The sequence below is a fragment of the Pseudomonas iridis genome, from assembly GCF_017980685.1.
Taxonomy (GTDB): domain Bacteria; phylum Pseudomonadota; class Gammaproteobacteria; order Pseudomonadales; family Pseudomonadaceae; genus Aquipseudomonas; species Aquipseudomonas iridis.
In genome coordinates this window covers 1-17,537 of sequence record NZ_JACXXO010000025.1, presented here as the reverse complement: position 1 = coordinate 17,537, position 17,537 = coordinate 1, and the positions used below count along the sequence as shown (strand labels likewise).

The window sequence follows — 17,537 nt, the reverse complement described above, 5'->3', positions numbered from 1 at the left end:
GTTTTTAGCGCCACACGATGCGGGCCGCGTGACGATCCTACAGACGAGTCAAGCGCTCTTAGTAAGCCTTGCCAGTCTTGTAGAAGTTCTCGAAGCAGAAGTTGGTCGCGTCGATGTAGCCTTCAGCGCCACCGCAGTCGAAACGCGTGCCTTTGAACTTGTAGGCCATTACGCAGCCGTTCTGGGCTTGTTTCATCAAGGCGTCGGTGATCTGGATTTCGCCGCCCTTGCCTGGCTCTGTCTGCTCAAGCAGGTCGAAAATGTCCGGAGTCAGGATGTAGCGACCGATGATGGCCAGGTTCGACGGCGCATCTTCCGGCTTTGGCTTCTCGACCATGCTGTGAACGCGGTAGATGTCGTCGCGAATCATCTCACCGGCAATCACGCCGTATTTGTGAGTTTCTTGCGGATCAACTTCCTGAATGGCCACGATCGAGCAGCGGAACTGCTTGTACAGCTTGACCATCTGGGTCAGTACGCCGTCGCCTTCGAGGTTCACGCACAGGTCATCCGCCAGCACCACGGCGAACGGCTCGTCACCGATCAGTGGGCGCCCGGTCAGGATCGCGTGGCCCAGGCCTTTCATTTCGGTCTGACGGGTGTAGGAGAACGAGCACTCGTCCAGCAATTTGCGGATGCCGACCAGGTATTTTTCCTTGTCGGTGCCTTTGATCTGGTTTTCCAACTCGTAGCTGATGTCGAAGTGGTCTTCCAGTGCGCGCTTGCCACGACCGGTAACGATCGAGATTTCAGTCAAGCCAGCGTCCAGAGCTTCTTCAACGCCGTACTGGATCAGTGGCTTGTTTACCACCGGCAGCATTTCTTTAGGCATGGCTTTAGTCGCTGGCAGGAAGCGAGTACCGTAACCGGCTGCTGGGAACAAGCATTTCTTGATCATATAAGTCCTTGAAAAGGCTGTGTGTACGAGTTTCGGCGCAGTCTAATCAGGCGGCGTACACCTTACAATGCCCCGCACTGGCTGACCGATGCCAAAATAGAGAAATATTCTCGCCGATAGTTCCATCGACATCTGCAGACCATCACCCAGCGTAGCGCAAAGTGACCGACGAGCAGGATTACCATACGCTCATCGCCACCGTTGTGAACATTTTGCCGGTATCATGGCGACTTTGAACCAGCGAACGAGACAGATTAGATGGCCGCCGTAAAAATCATCAACGGGTATGTGATCGACAAGAAAGACGGAAAGTGGACTCTCACCACTACCAATGGCGAACACGTTGCCGGGCCTTTCGACAGCGAACAGATGGCGACTGATGTTGCGTCGGTATTCACTGACACTCCTGCATCGGCAAAGCGCCGCGGCAAAGATCAGGACTGATCTGCTGCCAAGCGCCGCAAGCCCTGCCGTCGAGCAGGGCTTTTTTGTGCCTGACACACGACGCTCGCAAACAAGTGGCCAATCGCTATAACCTTTTCACACCGGCGCTGTCAGAGCGTCTAGTCCCCCATCGCTGAAGACGACAACTATGAACATGAACAGATTTTTGCCACTTATTGCGGTACTGGTATTGAGCGGCTGTGCCACTTCCCAACCGACCACCCTGAACAACGGCGAACAGGGGCTGACCATCGACTGCTCCGGCGAAGCCAATTCCTGGGCCACCTGCTATGAAAAGGCTGACGCCTCATGCGCAGGGACGGGCTACCGTATCGTCGGCACTGACGGTACACCGGCGCCGAAGGAAAGCGAAATGACACTGGGCGTCGATGTCGGTAATTACAAAAACCGCAGCGTGGTAGTGGTCTGCAAATAGACTCTACATGTGAATTTCCGCGAACTTGATCCCGAGTCCGCGTACGACTTCGATCAGGTCGTCGAGCCGATTGAAAGACTCGACTTCGTCGTTTTCGTCCACCAGGAAATAACTGCGCCCGGCGCTCTTCTTGAAAAACACGATCCATTCCCCGGAATTTGCCGGGTTCTGAATGACATGTGTGGCGGAGATCAAACCCTCTGCATGGCGTTCCCGCACTTGCTCTCGCTTCATTGCAACTCCAGAAATGAAAATGCCGTCACAGCATGACTGTGACGGCATTGATGCTGATGACCAATAGTCTATCAGCCGGAAATACAGGCGTTGGCAGCGTTACGCACATCACGCGGGCGCACCGGCACGTTGGACATGCGCTCATGCAGCTTGATGCTGCTACCGCCGGAGCGGTTTTCGATATCAAACACGGCGGCGGGACCAGAAGACAGTTTGCCCGGAACAATCACGCGAACCCCCTCCTTTTGCGGCTGTACCTGCAGCGCGCCGCGGCTGTTCGCCAGTTTTTCGGTCAGGCATTGCGCGTACTCCTGGGGCTTCTTGCCAGAGATTACGCTTACGGTCGGTAGCGTTTCATTGATTTCGGAAACGTTCGCACAACCACCCATAGCCAAAACCAACGGCAGACACACCACACCCCACTTCATACAAAACCTCCGTTAAAGACCCTCCGACAGCACAAATGCCGTTTTTCTCCGGGGCCTTCTGCATTTAACCCGCATCCAATCGCGAATATCTGTTCAAAATTGTCAAACCAACGCCCGACGGCCAGATAATAACCTGTGCAGGCTGATAAACTGCGCCCAATTACAAGCTATCGTTTTGATTTTGTAGAAAAAGCCCTTCTGGAGGCGCCCATGAAATTCATTCACCAGCGCGAACACCTCAACGAAGACGACATCGTCGTCATCCAGTGCTCGCAAACCTGCAACATCCGTTTGATGAGCGACGCCAACTTCCGCAGCTTCAAAAATGGCGGTCGTCACTCTTACCACGGCGGCGCTTTCGACACGTTCCCGGCCCGCATCACCGCGCCGAGCACCGGATTCTGGAACATTACCATCGACACCGTCACCACCCGGGCAATCAGCGTTACACGCAAACCGACGCTGACGCATTCGATCAAGATCATCCGCCGCTCCAGCTCCAAACTCAGCTGAGCCGCCCCGCCCACACAGACAGGTATTCATGACCGTGGCCCTAACGACTAAATACGTCATCAAGTACAAGCTCAACGGCGAGCGCCGTTTCGAGTTCGCGCAACTGGAAAACGGCACCGAGGAAGAAGCCAAGGCTGCTCTCGACGCAATCCACGGGCAGACGGATGATGTGATCAGCGATATCGCCGTCAGCAAGGCGCTGTAACAGACCAACAGAATGACTGCCGCAAGGTTTTGGTGATCGCTATGCAGCCACACACTTTCGACTTGTTCGCTGATCACCAACCCGTACAGCAGCCCCGCGCCGAACAGATCGGTGAACAATCGTGGGTGCTGCGCGGATTCGCCCTGCCGCTGACCGATCTGTTGCTACCGGCGCTGGACGCCGTCCTGGTCGCCGCCCCACTGCGCCACATGGTCACGCCGGGCGGCTTCAGCATGTCGGTGAGCACCAGCAGTTGCGGGCAACTGGGCTGGATTACTGACCGCAGCGGCTATCGTTACTCAAGGGTCGATCCACTCAGCGAATTGCCCTGGCCCGAGTTGCCGCCGGTATTTGCCGATCTGGCAGAGGCCGCGGCGCAGGAGGCCGGTTTTTCTGACTTCAAGGCAGATTCCTGCTTGATCAACCGCTATATCCCCGGCGCGAAGATGTCCTTGCATCAGGACAAAGACGAAAATGCCTATGCTGCACCGATCGTTTCGCTGTCGCTGGGCTTGCCGGCAATGTTTCTGTTTGGCGGTTTCGCTCGTGGTGACAAGAGCCAGCGGATCCCTCTGTTGCATGGCGACATGGTGGTTTGGGGTGGCGTCGATCGTTTGCGTTTCCATGGCGTTTTGCCAATCAAACAGGGGCGGCACCCGCAACTTGGCGAACAGCGCATCAATCTGACTTTTCGTGTTGCCGGATGAACCTCGAAAATTTGACCGCAAGGCCCGGAGTGCTGTGTTCACCAACGCTGGTTAACCTGAATCAAACAGGTCAACGGATTAGCCATCATGAAAACGCTTTCGACCACGCCCAACATTGAAGACGATCCACGCTGGGCCGCTGTTGTTGCGCGGGATGCGCGGGCGGACGGGACGTTTGTCTATGCGGTAAAGACCACAGGCATCTACTGTCGCCCAAGTAGTCTTGCGCGCTTGCCGAAACCACAGAATGTGGAGTTTTTTGATACGGCGCTTGAGGCTGAAGCCGCCGGGTACCGCCCCAGCAAAAGGGCCAGCAAGGATCAGAGCGATGTGCTCGCGCAACATGCTGCCACCGTGGCGCTGGCATGCAGGCAGATCGAGTCCGCCGACACTTTGCCGGCGCTCAATGAACTCGCCGAAACGGCCGGTCTGAGCCCGTTTCATTTTCACCGTGTGTTTAAAGCCGCGACCGGACTGACGCCCAAGGGTTACGCCAGCGCCCACCGCTCGCGCCGCGTGCGTGAGCGCCTGGCAGACGGCGGTTCAGTGACCGATGCGTTGTATGACGCAGGTTTCAATTCCAACAGTCGTTTCTATGAAAGCGCCGATCACTTGCTGGGAATGAAACCCGGTGACTACCGCGCCGCCGGGCAAAACAACGACATTCGTTTTGCCGTTGGACAATGCTCGCTCGGGGCGATCCTGGTGGCACAAAGCGAGCGCGGAGTTTGCGCGATTTTGTTGGGCGACGACCCTCACCAACTGGTGTGTGATCTGCAGGTTCAGTTTCGCAAAGCCAATCTTATTGGCGCCGATGCCGGGTTTGAACAGTTGGTCGCCAAAGTCGTCGGCTTTATCGAAGCCCCGGCCATCGGCCTCGATCTACCGCTGGACGTGCGCGGCACGGCATTTCAGGAGCGCGTGTGGCAGGCGCTGCGGGAAATCCCGGTTGGCAGCACCGCCAGCTACGCCGACGTTGCCCAACGCATCGGCGCGCCGACATCCATGCGCGCCGTGGCTCAGGCATGCGGTGCCAATCGACTGGCCGTCGCGATTCCCTGCCATCGCGTGGTGCGCAGCGATGGCAATCTTTCCGGTTATCGCTGGGGAGTCGAACGTAAACGGCAACTGCTGGAGCGTGAAACGCAACCCTGAAGCTGCGTACCGCTTCAGCGATTGACGTCCACCACAACGCGTCCGCGAAGCTGTCCTGCGAGCAGTTTCGGCGCGGCATCAATAACGTCGCCGAGGGCGATTTCATGGCTGATCAATGGCAGTAAGGCGAAGTCCAGATCCTTCGCCAGTCGACCCCATGCCTCCACGCGGCGCGCTTTTGGCTGAGTCACGCTGTTGATGCCGGCCAGAGTGACGCCGCGCAAAATAAACGGCGCCACTGAGGCAGGGAAATCCATACCCTGGGCCAGACCGCACGCAGCGACGGTGCCCTCTGCACGCGTACTGGCGCAGGCATTCGCCAGCGTGTGGCTGCCGACCGAATCGATTACCGCTGCCCAACGTTCCTTGGCCAGCGGCTTGCCCGGTTCGGACAAGGTCGCGCGGTCGATGATTTCACTCGCGCCCAATTGCTTGAGATATTCATGCTCGGACACCCGGCCCGTGGACGCCACGACCTTATAGCCGAGCTTGCTCAGCAGCGCGATGGCAAAACTGCCCACGCCGCCATTGGCTCCCGTCACAAGCACCTCGCCTTGCGCAGGCGTCACGCCATTACGCTCAAGCGCCAAAATGCACAGCATTGCGGTGTAACCCGCCGTGCCGATCGCCATCGCCTGAGCAGCGGTAAAAGCGTTTGGCAACGGAATCAGCCAGTCGCCATTCAGTCGGGCCTTTTGCGCCAGGCCGCCCCAATGGCTTTCGCCCACGCCCCAGCCATTGAGCAGCACCTGATCGCCTACTTTATAGTCGGGATGTGAGCTGACCTCGACGGTGCCTGCCAGATCGATCCCCGGAACCAAGGGAAACTTGCGCACTACCGGACTGCTGCCGGTAATGGCCAGGCCATCCTTGAAATTCAATGTGCTGTACGCGACGGCCACGGTCACGTTGCCCTCGGGCAACTGGTCTTCGTTGATCTGTTTAAGGTTGGCGCGATAACCGCTGTCGTCTTTATTGATCAAAATACCGTTGAACATGATGGCCTCTCATGGATGGATTTCAGATGGTCATTGCTTTCAAATATCACATCGCAACACCTTGCCACACTCGACTTTCAGCCAATCCACGAATCGCCCGGGTATTTTCATGGCGGCGGTGGTGGAGATGGCGGATTTCATCGACGCTGAGAACCTGCGTCAGGTGATGTTCATAATTTCAAAGTGGCCCGGAGTCTGGTTTTGCTGGTAAAACCGGCTTTGCCGTCCCTGCCCCGTTTCATCGTCCGGAGTCCGCTTCCATGAGCCAATGGCCAGATACACGCATTCTCGACCTGCTCGGCATTCAGTCGCCGATCATTCAGGGCCCGATGGCCGGTGCGACAAACTCATCCATGGTGATCGCCGTGTGCAACGCTGGCGGCCTGGGTTCGATGCCGGCGGCGATGCTGAGTATCGAGCAGTTACGCGCAGAGTTGAAAACGATTCGCGAACACACCGACAAGCCCTTCAATGTGAATTTTTTCTGCCATCAGCCACCCGCCGCTGATGAGCAACGCGCACGCGAGTGGAAGAACCTGCTGGAGCCGTACTACCGCGAATTGGGTGTCGACTTCGAGGCGCCAACACCGGTATCCAACCGGGCGCCGTTCGACACGGCAGCGTGCGAAGTGCTGGAAGAATTCCGTCCGGAGGTGGTGAGTTTTCACTTCGGTTTGCCAGAGAAATCCCTGCTCGATCGAGTAAAGGCTACCGGCGCAAAAATCCTCTCCTCGGCAACCACCGTCGATGAAGCGATCTGCCTGGAACACAATGGCTGTGACGCGATCATCGCCATGGGCTACGAGGCCGGCGGTCATCGCGGGATGTTTCTAAGCGAGGACTTGAGCAGTCAAGTCGGCACGTTCGCACTGGTGCCGCAGATAGTCGATGCGGTGACAGTGCCGGTGATTGCCGCCGGTGCAATCGCAGATGCGCGAGGCGTCGCGGCAGCTTTCATGCTCGGTGCATCAGCGGCTCAGGTCGGCACCGCGTACCTGTTCACCCCGGAAGCGAAAGTAAGCGCCTCTCATCACAAGGCCCTGCGCACCGCCAAAGAGAGTGAAACCGCGATCACCAACATTTTCACCGGACGCCCGGCGCGGGGCATTCTTAATCGTGTGATGCGCGAACTGGGGCCAATGTCGGCCAAAGCGCCGGCATTCCCGTTGGCCGGTGGCGCCCTGATGCCTCTACGTGCAAAAGATGATGCGCAGTTCGCCAACCTGTGGGCAGGCCAGGCATTCACGCTGGGTCAGGACCTCAGCAGTGCTGAACTGACTCGCCAATTGGCCGAGGGTGCATTGGCGAAGCTGAATGCGCGTTGATGCCGCGCGCGGGATGCGTTTCAGGTCAAGTGGCCCGTCAGGATAAATCCTCTCGCCACAAAGTGGGGATCGCTATATATTTCGCTACATAGCGATTTCCCCCCTTGCAACGGCGCAGTCCACCTCGAGTAAAACTGCCCTGTGCACCGCCCACAACGGAGCTGCTACATGACCATTCGCGCCTCACGTTTTGCCCCTGTCTGTCTCACCTCACTGCTTGCAGTATTTGCCATCGGTGCTGCTCAGGCTGATGAAGTGCAGGTTGCTGTTGCTGCGAATTTCACGGCACCGATCCAGGCCATCGCAGCCGATTTCGAAAAAGACACCGGGCACAAACTGATCGCAGCCTATGGCGCCACCGGCCAGTTCTACACGCAGATCAAGAATGGCGCGCCGTTCGAAGTGTTCCTCTCGGCGGACGACACCACGCCGGAAAAACTGGAAAGAGAAGGCGATACCGTCAAGGGCTCGCGCTTCACTTACGCCGTTGGCACCCTGGCGCTGTGGTCGGCGAAGGATGGTTATGTCGATACCAAAGGTGAGGTGCTGAAGAAAAACGAATACCAGCACCTGTCCATCGCCAATCCGAAAACCGCACCATACGGCCTGGCAGCCACGCAAGTGCTGGAAAAGCTGAAACTGACCGAAGCGACCAAAGCCAAGATTGTAGAAGGCCAGAACATCACTCAGGCCTACCAGTTCGTTTCGACTGGCAACGCCGAGCTCGGCTTCGTCGCGCTTTCGCAGATCTATAAGGAAGGCAAAGTCACCAGCGGTTCGGCGTGGATCGTACCGGCCAGCCTGCATGATCCGATCAAACAGGACGCGGTGATCCTCGACAAAGGCAAGGACAACGCCGCCGCCAAGGCACTGGTTGAATACCTCAAGGGCCCGAAAGCCGCTGCGGTCATCAAGTCTTACGGCTACCAACTCTAAATGTCGCTGACGAGTGCCGATTTCGCGGCGATCTGGCTGACCCTGAAACTGGCATCGCTGACCACCGCGATCCTGTTGGTTATCGGCACGCCGATTGCGCTGTGGTTGTCGCGCACCCGCTCATGGTTGCGCGGCCCGGTTGGGGCGATCGTCGCCCTGCCCCTCGTGCTGCCGCCGACCGTCATCGGTTTTTATCTGTTGCTGATGATGGGGCCACACGGTTTTCTCGGCCAGTTCACCCAATGGCTGGGGCTCGGCACTCTGACGTTCAGTTTCACCGGGCTGGTGATTGGCTCCGTAATCTATTCCATGCCGTTCGTGGTGCAACCGTTGCAAAACGCGTTTTCGGCAATCGGTACCCGTCCGCTGGAAGTGGCCGCAACATTGCGCGCCAATCCGTGGGACACCTTTTTCAGCGTGGTCCTGCCGCTGGCCCGCCCCGGTTTCATCACGGCGGCCATCCTCGGGTTCGCCCATACCGTCGGCGAGTTCGGCGTCGTGCTGATGATTGGCGGCAATATCCCCGACAAGACCCGCGTGGTCTCGGTGCAAATCTACGATCACGTTGAAGCGATGGAATACGCACAGGCCCACTGGCTGGCTGGCGCGATGCTGGTGTTTTCGTTTGTGGTGTTACTTGCGCTGTACTCCAGCCGCAAGACGCGCGCGGGCTGGAGCTGATCGATGATTGATGCACGTTTGAAAATGGCCTATTCAGGCTTCAGTCTGGATGTCGATCTGCACTTGCCGGGCCGCGGCGTCAGCGCGCTGTTCGGCCATTCCGGGTCGGGCAAAACCACGTGCCTGCGCTGTATCGCCGGGCTTGAACGCGCAGAGCAAGGCTTTATTCGGGTCAACGACGAGGTTTGGCAGGACAGCGACAACGGTGTTTTCGTCCCGCCGCACAAACGCGCGGTGGGTTATGTGTTTCAAGAGGCCAGCCTGTTTCCGCATCTGTCAGTGTTGGCCAACCTTGAGTTCGGCCTCAAACGTATTGCCAAGTCCCAGCGCCGGGTCGACATGACGCATGCCACTGAATTGCTCGGCATCGGTCATTTGCTTGAGCGTCATCCGCAGCATCTCTCGGGTGGCGAGCGTCAGCGTGTCGGCATCGCCCGTGCGCTGCTGACCAGCCCGAAACTGCTGCTGATGGACGAGCCACTGGCAGCACTCGACAGTCAGCGCAAAAACGAAATCCTGCCCTACCTGCAACGCTTGCATGATGAGCTGGATATACCGCTGTTGTACGTCAGCCATGCGCAGGACGAAGTCGCGCGCCTGGCCGATCATCTGGTGCTGCTCAGCGACGGCAAGGCCCTGGCCAGCGGGCCGATTGGTGAAACCCTGGCCCGTCTGGACTTGCCGATGGCCATGGGCGATGACGCAGGCGTGATCATCGAAGGTCAGGTCTGCGCCTACGACGCCGAGTATCAGCTGCTGAGCCTGCAGTTGCCGGCCACCGAAATGAGCATCCGCGTAACGCATGCGCCAATGGCGGTGGGCCAGACCTTGCGTTGCAAGGTACATGCGCGCGACATCAGCCTGACCCTTCAAAACAGCGAATCCAGCAGCATCCTCAATCGCCTGCCGGTCACCGTCATCAGTGAGCAGGCCGCGGACAATGCTGCGCATGTGTTGATTCGTCTCGACGCGGGCGGCACGCCGTTGCTGGCGCGCATTACCAGGTTCTCCCGCGATCAATTGGGCGTGCGTCCTGGCCTGCAGTTGTGGGCGCAAATAAAGGCAGTCGCGGTGCTCGCGTAAATCATTCGGCACGACGGCTTCGGCGTGCGGTCAATGGTTTTAACGACCACTGCGCCACCGAAGGAAGCCGCCATGCCCGACACCGAGCTGATCGATGAACTGCCATCCGACCTGCATTACGTCGATGACACACAGCCCGGCATCACCCGCAAAAAACTGCGCGGCAAGTTCAGTTATTTCGAACCGTCGGGCCAACGCATTACCGATGCGGATGAGATCAAACGCATCAACGCCCTCGCCGTGCCACCGGCCTACACCGACGTGTGGATCTGCCCCGACCCGAGCGGTCATCTTCAAGCCACCGGCCGCGATGCCCGTGGCCGCAAGCAATACCGATATCACGCGCGCTGGCGTGAGGTGCGTGATGCCGACAAGTATTCGCGGCTGCGCGAGTTCGGCCAGGCATTGCCGAAGTTACGCAAACAACTGGAAGCACTGTTGGCTGCACCGGGCTTCAGTCGCGACAAGGTCATGGCCACGGTGATCACCTTGCTCGACGCAACGCTGATTCGAGTCGGCAATACGCAATACGCGCGGGATAATCGCTCCTACGGTCTGACCACCCTGCGCAGCCGGCATGTCGAGGTCAACGGCAGTGCGATCCTGTTCCAGTTTCGGGGCAAGAGCGGCATAGAACACCAGATCACCGTGAAGGATCGACGCCTGGCGCGGGTCATCAAACGCTGCCTGGAAATCCCCGGGCAGAACCTGTTTCAGTATCTGGATGAACATGGCGAACGGCACACCATCAGCTCTTCCGACGTCAACACCTACCTGAAAACCCTGACCGGCGCAGACTTCACCGCCAAGGACTACCGCACCTGGGCCGGCAGCGCCTTGGCCTTGTCCGTGCTGCGCGAGCTTAAACATGAATCAGAAACCGAAGCTAAACGGCATGTAGTGGACATGGTCAAAGGCGTCGCCAAACAGTTGGGCAACACGCCAGCAGTGTGCCGCAAGTGCTACATCCACCCGGCCGTGGTGGAAAATTTCATGCTAGGCGCGCTTGCCGAATTGCCGCGCCCACGCGTACGCAAGGGGCTGCGCACCGAAGAAGTGGCGCTGGCGATGTTTCTCGAACGCATGAGCGAGATGGCAGTCGCCCCTTGATCGACTGCGCACCCTCCTTTAGGCTAGCCACCTTTCCGTCCTCAGGATGATCGCAAACGTGAACAACCCGGCCTTCTAAAAATGTAATCGCGACTTGCCGCTGATTAGCGCTTGTCAGTTTTCACGACATTTTATGGAGGTGCCGATGACTCACGTCTCGCGTACGCCTGCACTCGTCTCCCTGAATCAAATGGGCTTTCAATTCGCCAATGGCGAGACGATTTTCAACGACCTCAACCTCAAATTCGATCATCTGCCGACCGCTATCGTGGGTCGCAATGGCGTCGGCAAAAGCGTGCTCGCGCGACTGATAGCCGGACAACTACAGCCTGTCACCGGCAGTGTGGTGCGCCCGGTTTCGGTGAGCTACGTCGCGCAAAACTTCGTCGCAACCTGCGGGCAGACAGTCGCCGACGCAACAGGCACGGCGCCGGGGCTCGCGGCGCTCGAGCGGCTGGAAATGGGCTGCGCCAGTAGCGAGGATTTCGACCTCATTGGCGAACGCTGGGATTTACCGGAGCGCTTGCGTCAGCGAATGGATGAAGCCGGACTGCCCGACATCGTTGCCCGCGACCTCACTCAAACGCTCAGCGGTGGCCAACAAGCCAGAATCGCCCTGATCGGCGCACTGCTGAACCCCGACCAATTACTGGTGCTGGACGAGCCGACCAACCACCTCGACAACGCGGGTCGGCAATGGCTGATGAACGCACTGCAAGCATGGCGCGGTGGCCTGATTGTCGTCAGTCACGACCGCGAGTTACTGGAACAGATGCGTCGAATTGTCGAACTCACGCCATTGGGGGCGACTGTCTTCAGGGGTCGTTATTCAGAATTCACTGAACAGCGGCAGATCCATCAAGCTGCGGCGCAGGCACAGCTTGATCAGGCCCGAGTCGAACGCCAGCGCCAGCGTGCGCGACTGCAACGCGAGCACGACACAATCCAGCGCCACGCCGCCAGCAGTCGGCGCAACGCACAGACAGCCAATGTGACCGGATTCGAACGGGCGGCGATGAAAGCGGCTGCACGGGAAATCATGGGCCACGTGCGCCTCGGCCAGCAGTCACGCAAAACCGATCTGGATACCAGGGTACGTGACGCCTTCGCGAAGGTCGTGCCTGACGAGGGTGTCTTGATCAATCTGCCGGGCAGCCTTGTACCGAGTACACGTCGGATCTGCACGTTGATTGACGCTTGTTTGCCCTGGCTACCGGCTGATGCACCATCGTCGCGGCTGAACCTCGACATCCACGGGCCGATGCGCATTGCGGTCAGTGGTCCGAATGGCTGTGGCAAATCGACTTTGTTGAAACTGCTGAGCGGTGAACTGAAGCCACTGTCCGGCGCCTGCATCACCCATGTGCCGTTGGCTTTCCTGGATCAACAACTGACGTCGCTGGATGATCGTATGTCTATTGTTGAACAATTGAAGGAGCAACAAACACCGCTAAGCGAAGGCACGTTGCGCAGTTACCTGGCACACCTGCAACTAAACGCTCAGCGCGTCACGCTGCCCTGCGCTTCACTCAGTGGCGGTGAACGCCTGAAAGCCGCGCTTGCTCTGGCGTTATGGGGTCAGACGCCCGCCCAATTACTGCTGCTTGATGAACCTACCAATCACCTTGATCTGACTTCGGTAGAAGCTTTCGAGCAAGCCTTGCAGACATTTCCCGGAGCGATTGTGGCGGTTTCCCACGACCAGGCGTTTCTACGGGCGTTAAACCCAACCCATGAACTGCAATGGCACGCCGAAGGATGGTGTCTGCAACCGACGAGTTGACCTGGTTGTTTTTTGCACAATTGCTTAAGGCTTCTATAGTTGATGTGACACGAATCAACTGCGGTGACGCCATGGAAGACATTTTCATCGTGAAGCGTTGCAACAAGATCATCATTCACGGGCGACGCGCCACTGATAGCCAGCATGATCCTGCAGAAGCCAAAAGCTGGTTTCGCATCTGCGATAGCCGCACTGGCGGTTTCATTGGCGATGGCTATGACGTGGAAGAGGACGCCCGAGAAGAATGCAAGCGTCTCAACGCAGTCAGTTCATCCACACCGGCCCGACAGTTATCAAGCTGATGCCGATCAGCAGCGGGTCTATACTGAAACCAGCTGAAGGAGCAGCGCCCCATCGGCAGAAAGCTCGCAACTCGCGGGCTTTTTGCTGCTGTTCAGCGGTTTCAACGTACGGAGGTGTTTCATGTCCGAAAAAGAGTCCATCACCACCCTCCTCACCCTGCTCGACGCCCGGCAGGCGCGCCTCGCGGCCGCTTGCAAAGAGATAGCCGACTGGGTCGATCACCAGGGCGGGCACCCGACAGCCCTGCGCATCCGCGATCGCCTGAATGACATCGAAAAAGATACTCCGCTGATCCGCAACTCACTGTCGGCGCTCAAGCCTATTGATCGGCCACTGCCTCGATTCAGATGACAACGGGTTTTGCGCGGTAATCATCTGAGCCTCACCAGCGGTGGCAAAAATGTCACCGAAATCCTGCCTGGGCGCTTTTTATCTGGATTGTGAATTGGCGTGGGTCTTTTCACATAACCATCACATCTGCTGGCCTACAGTAGAGTTACTCCTTTAGAAACACCCCCTCTCACCCGCCCGCATGCGGGTGTTTTTTTTCCTGTCGAAAACCTCCCCGAACGTCGTTGTATTCAAATGGTCAAAATTTATACACGTCACGAAGGAGACATTTCATGGTCATCCATTTCAACGTCGACGGGCATCTGGCTTGTGGTCACAAAGGCGAACAACTAAGCGCGAGCAAAGAACTCAATCGCGTGAAGTGCCGCAGTTGCCGCAATACCGATGCCTTCAAACAAGCAAGAAAAGACCAGCGCAATGCGGCCCGCCGCACCGCGCGAAAAGCAAAAACCTCACACGGCCCAACCAACTGGCGCGCCGAATGGATTGAACGGCTGACGACGATGGCCGGACTTCAGCGCTTGCCCCGCGGCTTTAGCGGACAAGCCTTTGTTTAGGACAGCATAAAAAGGGCCGATTCTCTCGGCCCTTTTTTCGTGTCTCTTCTGCGTAAATCCATCGCCTCTCATTCGACGGGGCGAAGAATCAAGGAATTGCATCATTCACGCGTTCGTCAAACGCGTTGCTTTCGCCTGCTTCACCCATTTGAGCATTAACACTGAACTCAGTTTCGCCGCCGATACCGCGATGGGTGGCGGCGCTGCCATGTAAGTGTTTCCCATCCCGGGTTGGAAGTGCACGTCGTGGCATTGGCTTCCGAGGAGCTATCCGAGCAACCTCACACATCTGCGATGTGAGGTTTTCGCATCTGCACAAAAAGATTGCCGATTCATTGTCAGATGATTTTTTTCAGCCTATCTTGAATAAAACCTATACAAAGCACTTGGCCGCGTACAACTCTATAGCTATGGATTGGCCCTCACGCATACCAACGCCACGAGAAACTTCAATGAACCCACTACTAGCCAGCCATTACCGTGAAATTCTCGTCGGCGTCGGTGAAAACCCCGAGCGCGAGGGGCTGTTAGACACGCCCAAGCGTGCCGCCAAAGCGATGCAGTATCTGTGCAATGGCTACACGTTGAGCCTGGAAGACGTCACCAACGGGGCCTTGTTCGAGTCGCAGAGCGATGAAATGGTGATCGTCAGCGACATCGAGCTTTACTCCTTGTGTGAGCACCACATGCTGCCCTTTATCGGTAAGGCGCATGTGGCCTACATCCCCACCGGCAGGGTGCTGGGACTATCAAAGGTCGCGCGAGTGGTTGATATGTTCGCGCGTCGCCTGCAGATCCAGGAAAACCTCACCCGGCAGATTGCTGAAGCCATCCAGCAGATCACCGATGCCGCGGGTGTGGCGGTGGTCATTGAAGCCAGGCACATGTGCATGATGATGCGCGGCGTAGAGAAGCAGAATTCGGTCATGACTTCCTCCGTAATGCTGGGCGCCTTCCGTGATAGTTCGACGACGCGGCAGGAGTTTCTGCAACTGATCGGACGGCGATAAACCTATACAGGGGCTGCCAACTGTACAAGCCCATAGTTCGAAACTTCACACTCATCAACTTTGTACTTCAGGGAGTAAGGCAATGACCCGATTTCTACTGATACTGGCAATGGCCCTCAGCGTCGGGAGTTGCAGCAATGTGGATGTCGTCCGTTATGCGGATCAGCAACCGGCATTGAGTCTGGAGCATTTTTTCAGCCAGCCCGTCAAAGCCTGGGGGATGTTTCAGAAGCGCAGCGGTGAGGTTGTCAAGCGCTTCGAGGTCGACATCGTCAGCCGCCGCGAGGGCAACAACCTGATTCTCGACGAGCGCTTCCAATACAGCGACGGCACACGCCAGCGCCGCGTCTGGACCCTCACGCCCGAGGGCCAGGGACGCTGGAGCGGTCGCGCGCATGATGTGGTGGGTGTCGCCAAGGGCCAAATCGCTGGAAACACGCTGCACTGGCGTTATCGCCTGAACCTGCCGGTCGACGACTCGACCTACGAAATGAGCATGGACGACTGGATGTACCTGATGGACGAGGACACGTTGATCAACCGCACCACTATGTCTAAGTTCGGGGTAGAGGTCGGCCAGGTGACGCTGTTCTTCCGTCGCCAGGGCGCCGGAGCGAGCCAATGAATCGCGTATTGACCATGGCCTCGCTCGGCGATGGTTATCGCGCGCTGGTCATCGGCGCCAGCGGAACCCTCGGCACGGCTTTTTGCGAACAGCTCGAACAGGATCCGTGCTGTGCCGGGGTTCGCGCGCTGGGGCGCCATACCGTTCCCGAGCTGGACCTTGAACGACCCGAAACGATTGCCAGCGCCGCCACCGAGCTGGCAGCCGAAGCACCGTATCAACTGATCGTGCACGCGGCCGGCCTGCTCCATCGCGACGGGATCAAGCCGGAAAAAAGCCTCAGTGCAATCGAGTCAGAGGCGCTTCAGACCGTGTTTCAAGTGAACGCGCTGGGGCCGGCAATGGTGCTGCGCCACTTTCTGCCGCTGCTCGATCCTATGGGAGCGATGGCGATGCTTTCGGCAAAGGTCGGGAGCATTGGCGACAACCGTTTGGGCGGCTGGTACGCCTATCGCGCCTCCAAGGCTGCACTGAACATGCTGATCAAGACCGCCGCCATCGAACTGGCGCGCACTCGCCCGCAAAGCCGCTTGCTCAGTCTGCACCCAGGCACGGTTGTCTCGGGGTTGTCGCAACCTTTCCGCGGAGCCTCCAGTGCCCGGCCGGCAGACGTTGCCGCAGCCCAATTAATGACCTTGATAGACCAGTTGACGCCGGCCGACAGCGGCCATTTCTTTGCTTACGATGGAGAACGCCTGCCCTGGTAGGCAAGGAGTGAAGCATGAACCTGAAGACCCTCACCGAACACGCGGCCAACAGCGAAATACGCGAGCTGGAACTGCTGTCACTGGAAGGCGGTTTTTATCTGGCACGGATCCGCCTGGACCACGGCCAGTTCACCTTGCTTGATGATGCGACCAAGCCGATGCACCTGCGTTCGATCACCCACCTGCGTGACTTGCTGCAGACCGTCCCTGCATTTCCTTGCGTGCTGGTGCAGCAATGCGTGCACGACGAAATGTGCGGCCGGGATACAGGGCCTGTCGAAGAACTGCGCCTTCCGTTTTCGCTCACCACGCCATTATGAATTGGACAACGCCGAGCTCCACTGAATGAACGTTACCTGCCGGTTGCGCCTGGATTCCGCAAGCAGAATTTCAAATGCGGGATACGAGCGAAAGCGGCAACGGGCGAAGAGGAGCCAACAGAGAGCATCCACGCAGCTCGAGACCAGTTGGGGCGTGCATCTGTGGGGATGACAGAACAGGATCCGGACGCGTAAGGGCATGAAGGTAACCCCTACGAAGTGACAGAAGGACAGGAATTGCGGAAAAGATTTTTTGATTGCGGAAAAAAAGTAAGGGCTTGCATGAGGTATGTCATGCAAGCCCTTGATATAGATGGTGCCCGAAGCCGGAACCTAATTAATCGACAAAACGCCAATCATCATTACCTTCCGTGCAAGCAGCTCCGCTCTGATGTACTGATCCGTGTACTAATTAATCGTCGCTGGCTCGGGTTCCACTGCTCGCAGCCTGTCACCTTATCATCCGATGCTACAGCTCGTCGCCTCACCCTCGCCCACCCTACGCGCCTCGATTACTGTATATGCAAACAGTATTCAGTAAGGCGCTACCGTGGACCCCCTCTATATAGAAGACACCGACGATTGGCTCGGTAACCCAACACCGCTCGAAACCTGCCGGCACCAGCTGCGGATGTATGAGAACGAATTCGAAGCGCTCACCCTTAAGCTGGAGCGTGCACTGGAAAATATTCAGGGCTTGGTCAGAGACAATGACGCTCTCACGGTGG

Annotated in this window: 23 protein-coding genes; 19 read left to right on the top strand and 4 right to left on the bottom strand. The window is 57.8% G+C overall.

Going from position 1 to position 17,537, the window contains the following annotated elements; all coding sequences use genetic code 11:
- Positions 1 to 58 precede the first annotated feature (58 nt).
- Entirely contained in the window at positions 59 to 898 is an 840-nt protein-coding gene (galU, locus tag IEQ42_RS25815) for a UTP--glucose-1-phosphate uridylyltransferase GalU (RefSeq protein WP_042559350.1), read from the bottom strand.
- Between the two features lie 258 nt (positions 899 to 1,156).
- Between galU and IEQ42_RS25810 the strand changes: the two genes are divergently transcribed.
- A complete protein-coding gene (locus IEQ42_RS25810) occupies positions 1,157 to 1,342 on the top strand; it encodes a hypothetical protein (RefSeq protein WP_042559351.1) in 186 nt (61 codons plus the stop codon).
- Positions 1,343 to 1,490: 148 nt separating this feature from the next.
- Positions 1,491 to 1,778, top strand: a complete 288-nt coding sequence (locus IEQ42_RS25805) for a hypothetical protein (protein ID WP_210705988.1) — start codon at positions 1,491 to 1,493, stop codon at positions 1,776 to 1,778.
- Positions 1,779 to 1,781: 3 nt separating this feature from the next.
- Here IEQ42_RS25805 and IEQ42_RS25800 read toward each other — a convergent pair whose 3' ends face one another.
- Positions 1,782 to 2,012 (bottom strand): hypothetical protein, encoded by a 231-nt coding sequence (locus IEQ42_RS25800; protein ID WP_042559352.1) that lies wholly within the window; start codon positions 2,010 to 2,012, stop codon positions 1,782 to 1,784.
- A gap of 71 nt (positions 2,013 to 2,083) precedes the next feature.
- Positions 2,084 to 2,440: a hypothetical protein gene (locus tag IEQ42_RS25795; RefSeq protein ID WP_210705987.1), complete on the bottom strand. Its 357-nt coding sequence runs from the start codon at positions 2,438 to 2,440 to the stop codon at positions 2,084 to 2,086.
- 210 nt (positions 2,441 to 2,650) lie between these two features.
- Between IEQ42_RS25795 and IEQ42_RS25790 the strand changes: the two genes are divergently transcribed.
- The 4 genes from IEQ42_RS25790 (at position 2,651) to ada (ending at position 5,020) form a co-directional block, all read left to right on the top strand.
- Positions 2,651 to 2,953 carry a DUF1883 domain-containing protein gene (locus IEQ42_RS25790; RefSeq protein ID WP_042559354.1) on the top strand — a complete coding sequence of 101 codons (303 nt, stop codon included), beginning with the start codon at positions 2,651 to 2,653 and terminating at the stop codon, positions 2,951 to 2,953.
- Positions 2,954 to 2,981: 28 nt separating this feature from the next.
- A complete protein-coding gene (locus IEQ42_RS25785) occupies positions 2,982 to 3,158 on the top strand; it encodes a hypothetical protein (RefSeq protein ID WP_210705986.1) in 177 nt (58 codons plus the stop codon).
- 41 nt (positions 3,159 to 3,199) lie between these two features.
- A complete protein-coding gene (gene alkB, locus IEQ42_RS25780; RefSeq protein ID WP_210705985.1) occupies positions 3,200 to 3,865 on the top strand; it encodes a DNA oxidative demethylase AlkB in 666 nt (221 codons plus the stop codon).
- A gap of 87 nt (positions 3,866 to 3,952) precedes the next feature.
- The gene (gene ada / locus IEQ42_RS25775; RefSeq protein WP_210705984.1) at positions 3,953 to 5,020 is read left to right on the top strand and encodes a bifunctional DNA-binding transcriptional regulator/O6-methylguanine-DNA methyltransferase Ada; all 1,068 of its coding nucleotides are present in this window, start codon (positions 3,953 to 3,955) and stop codon (positions 5,018 to 5,020) included.
- A 14-nt stretch (positions 5,021 to 5,034) separates the two neighbouring features.
- Here the strand turns inward: ada and acuI are convergent, their stop codons facing one another.
- Complete coding sequence (acuI, locus tag IEQ42_RS25770; RefSeq protein ID WP_210705983.1) at positions 5,035 to 6,018, bottom strand: acrylyl-CoA reductase (NADPH); 984 nt, start codon at positions 6,016 to 6,018, stop codon at positions 5,035 to 5,037.
- Between the two features lie 260 nt (positions 6,019 to 6,278).
- Here acuI and IEQ42_RS25765 point away from each other — a divergent pair, with 260 nt between their 5' ends.
- From IEQ42_RS25765 to IEQ42_RS25705, 13 genes are all read left to right on the top strand, one after another.
- Positions 6,279 to 7,343 (top strand): NAD(P)H-dependent flavin oxidoreductase, encoded by a 1,065-nt coding sequence (locus IEQ42_RS25765; RefSeq protein ID WP_210705982.1) that lies wholly within the window; start codon positions 6,279 to 6,281, stop codon positions 7,341 to 7,343.
- Positions 7,344 to 7,511: 168 nt separating this feature from the next.
- Positions 7,512 to 8,279 carry a molybdate ABC transporter substrate-binding protein gene (modA, locus tag IEQ42_RS25760; protein ID WP_228732043.1) on the top strand — a complete coding sequence of 256 codons (768 nt, stop codon included), beginning with the start codon at positions 7,512 to 7,514 and terminating at the stop codon, positions 8,277 to 8,279.
- Positions 8,280 to 8,960: a molybdate ABC transporter permease subunit gene (gene modB / locus IEQ42_RS25755; RefSeq protein ID WP_210705981.1), complete on the top strand. Its 681-nt coding sequence runs from the start codon at positions 8,280 to 8,282 to the stop codon at positions 8,958 to 8,960.
- 3 nt (positions 8,961 to 8,963) lie between these two features.
- Positions 8,964 to 10,043, top strand: coding sequence for a molybdenum ABC transporter ATP-binding protein (gene modC, locus IEQ42_RS25750; protein ID WP_210705980.1), 1,080 nt, complete (start codon positions 8,964 to 8,966; stop codon positions 10,041 to 10,043).
- Positions 10,044 to 10,115: 72 nt separating this feature from the next.
- Entirely contained in the window at positions 10,116 to 11,153 is a 1,038-nt protein-coding gene (locus tag IEQ42_RS25745) for a DNA topoisomerase IB (protein ID WP_210705979.1), read from the top strand.
- Positions 11,154 to 11,298: 145 nt separating this feature from the next.
- Positions 11,299 to 12,936 (top strand): ATP-binding cassette domain-containing protein, encoded by a 1,638-nt coding sequence (locus IEQ42_RS25740; RefSeq protein WP_210705978.1) that lies wholly within the window; start codon positions 11,299 to 11,301, stop codon positions 12,934 to 12,936.
- Between the two features lie 71 nt (positions 12,937 to 13,007).
- Positions 13,008 to 13,238, top strand: a complete 231-nt coding sequence (locus tag IEQ42_RS25735; RefSeq protein ID WP_210705977.1) for a hypothetical protein — start codon at positions 13,008 to 13,010, stop codon at positions 13,236 to 13,238.
- Between the two features lie 121 nt (positions 13,239 to 13,359).
- Complete coding sequence (locus IEQ42_RS25730; RefSeq protein ID WP_150615477.1) at positions 13,360 to 13,590, top strand: hypothetical protein; 231 nt, start codon at positions 13,360 to 13,362, stop codon at positions 13,588 to 13,590.
- A gap of 272 nt (positions 13,591 to 13,862) precedes the next feature.
- On the top strand, positions 13,863 to 14,147 hold the full coding sequence (locus IEQ42_RS25725) for a hypothetical protein (protein WP_210705976.1): 285 nt from the start codon (positions 13,863 to 13,865) through the stop codon (positions 14,145 to 14,147).
- A 452-nt stretch (positions 14,148 to 14,599) separates the two neighbouring features.
- Complete coding sequence (gene folE, locus IEQ42_RS25720) at positions 14,600 to 15,157, top strand: GTP cyclohydrolase I FolE (RefSeq protein ID WP_047301436.1); 558 nt, start codon at positions 14,600 to 14,602, stop codon at positions 15,155 to 15,157.
- An 82-nt stretch (positions 15,158 to 15,239) separates the two neighbouring features.
- Positions 15,240 to 15,782, top strand: coding sequence for a DUF3833 domain-containing protein (locus tag IEQ42_RS25715; protein WP_210705975.1), 543 nt, complete (start codon positions 15,240 to 15,242; stop codon positions 15,780 to 15,782).
- Positions 15,779 to 16,489 (top strand): SDR family oxidoreductase, encoded by a 711-nt coding sequence (locus IEQ42_RS25710; RefSeq protein WP_210705974.1) that lies wholly within the window; start codon positions 15,779 to 15,781, stop codon positions 16,487 to 16,489. Before IEQ42_RS25715 ends, IEQ42_RS25710 begins: the two co-directional genes overlap by 4 nt.
- 14 nt (positions 16,490 to 16,503) lie before the next feature.
- Positions 16,504 to 16,809: a DUF6482 family protein gene (locus IEQ42_RS25705; protein WP_042559369.1), complete on the top strand. Its 306-nt coding sequence runs from the start codon at positions 16,504 to 16,506 to the stop codon at positions 16,807 to 16,809.
- Positions 16,810 to 17,537: the final 728 nt, after the last annotated feature.